We start from the raw sequence: 393 nt of genomic DNA on the forward strand, positions 1-393 counted from the left end.
CCGCCGAGCTGGTGGCCGAGCCGACCGGCGCCTACATCTTCATGGCCACCGCCTTCGGTACCGTGAAGAAGACCCCGCTGGTGCAGTTCAGCCGTCCGCGCAGCAGCGGCCTGATCGCGCTCAAGCTGGAAGAGGGCGACACCCTGATCGCCGCCGCGATCACCGATGGCGCCAAGGAAGTCATGCTGTTCTCCAGCGCCGGCAAGGTGATCCGCTTCGCCGAGAGCGTGGTGCGCATCATGGGCCGCAACGCCCGCGGCGTACGCGGCATGCGCCTGGGCAAGGGGCAGCAGCTGATCTCCATGCTGATTCCGGAGTCCGGGGCGCAGATCCTCACCGCCTCCGAGCGCGGCTTCGGCAAGCGTACCCCGCTGAGCAAGTTCCCGCGTCGCG

1 protein-coding gene is annotated in these 393 nt (G+C 68.7%); it reads left to right on the top strand.

Annotated features, from left to right (window positions below; translation table 11 throughout):
* Window positions 1–393 (top strand): DNA gyrase C-terminal beta-propeller domain-containing protein (locus tag FLP08_RS17250; protein WP_279327004.1); only part of this gene is annotated, 393 nt, incomplete at both ends.

This window comes from Christiangramia aestuarii, assembly GCF_009735585.1.
Taxonomy (GTDB): Bacteria; Bacteroidota; Bacteroidia; order Flavobacteriales; family Flavobacteriaceae; genus Christiangramia; species Christiangramia aestuarii.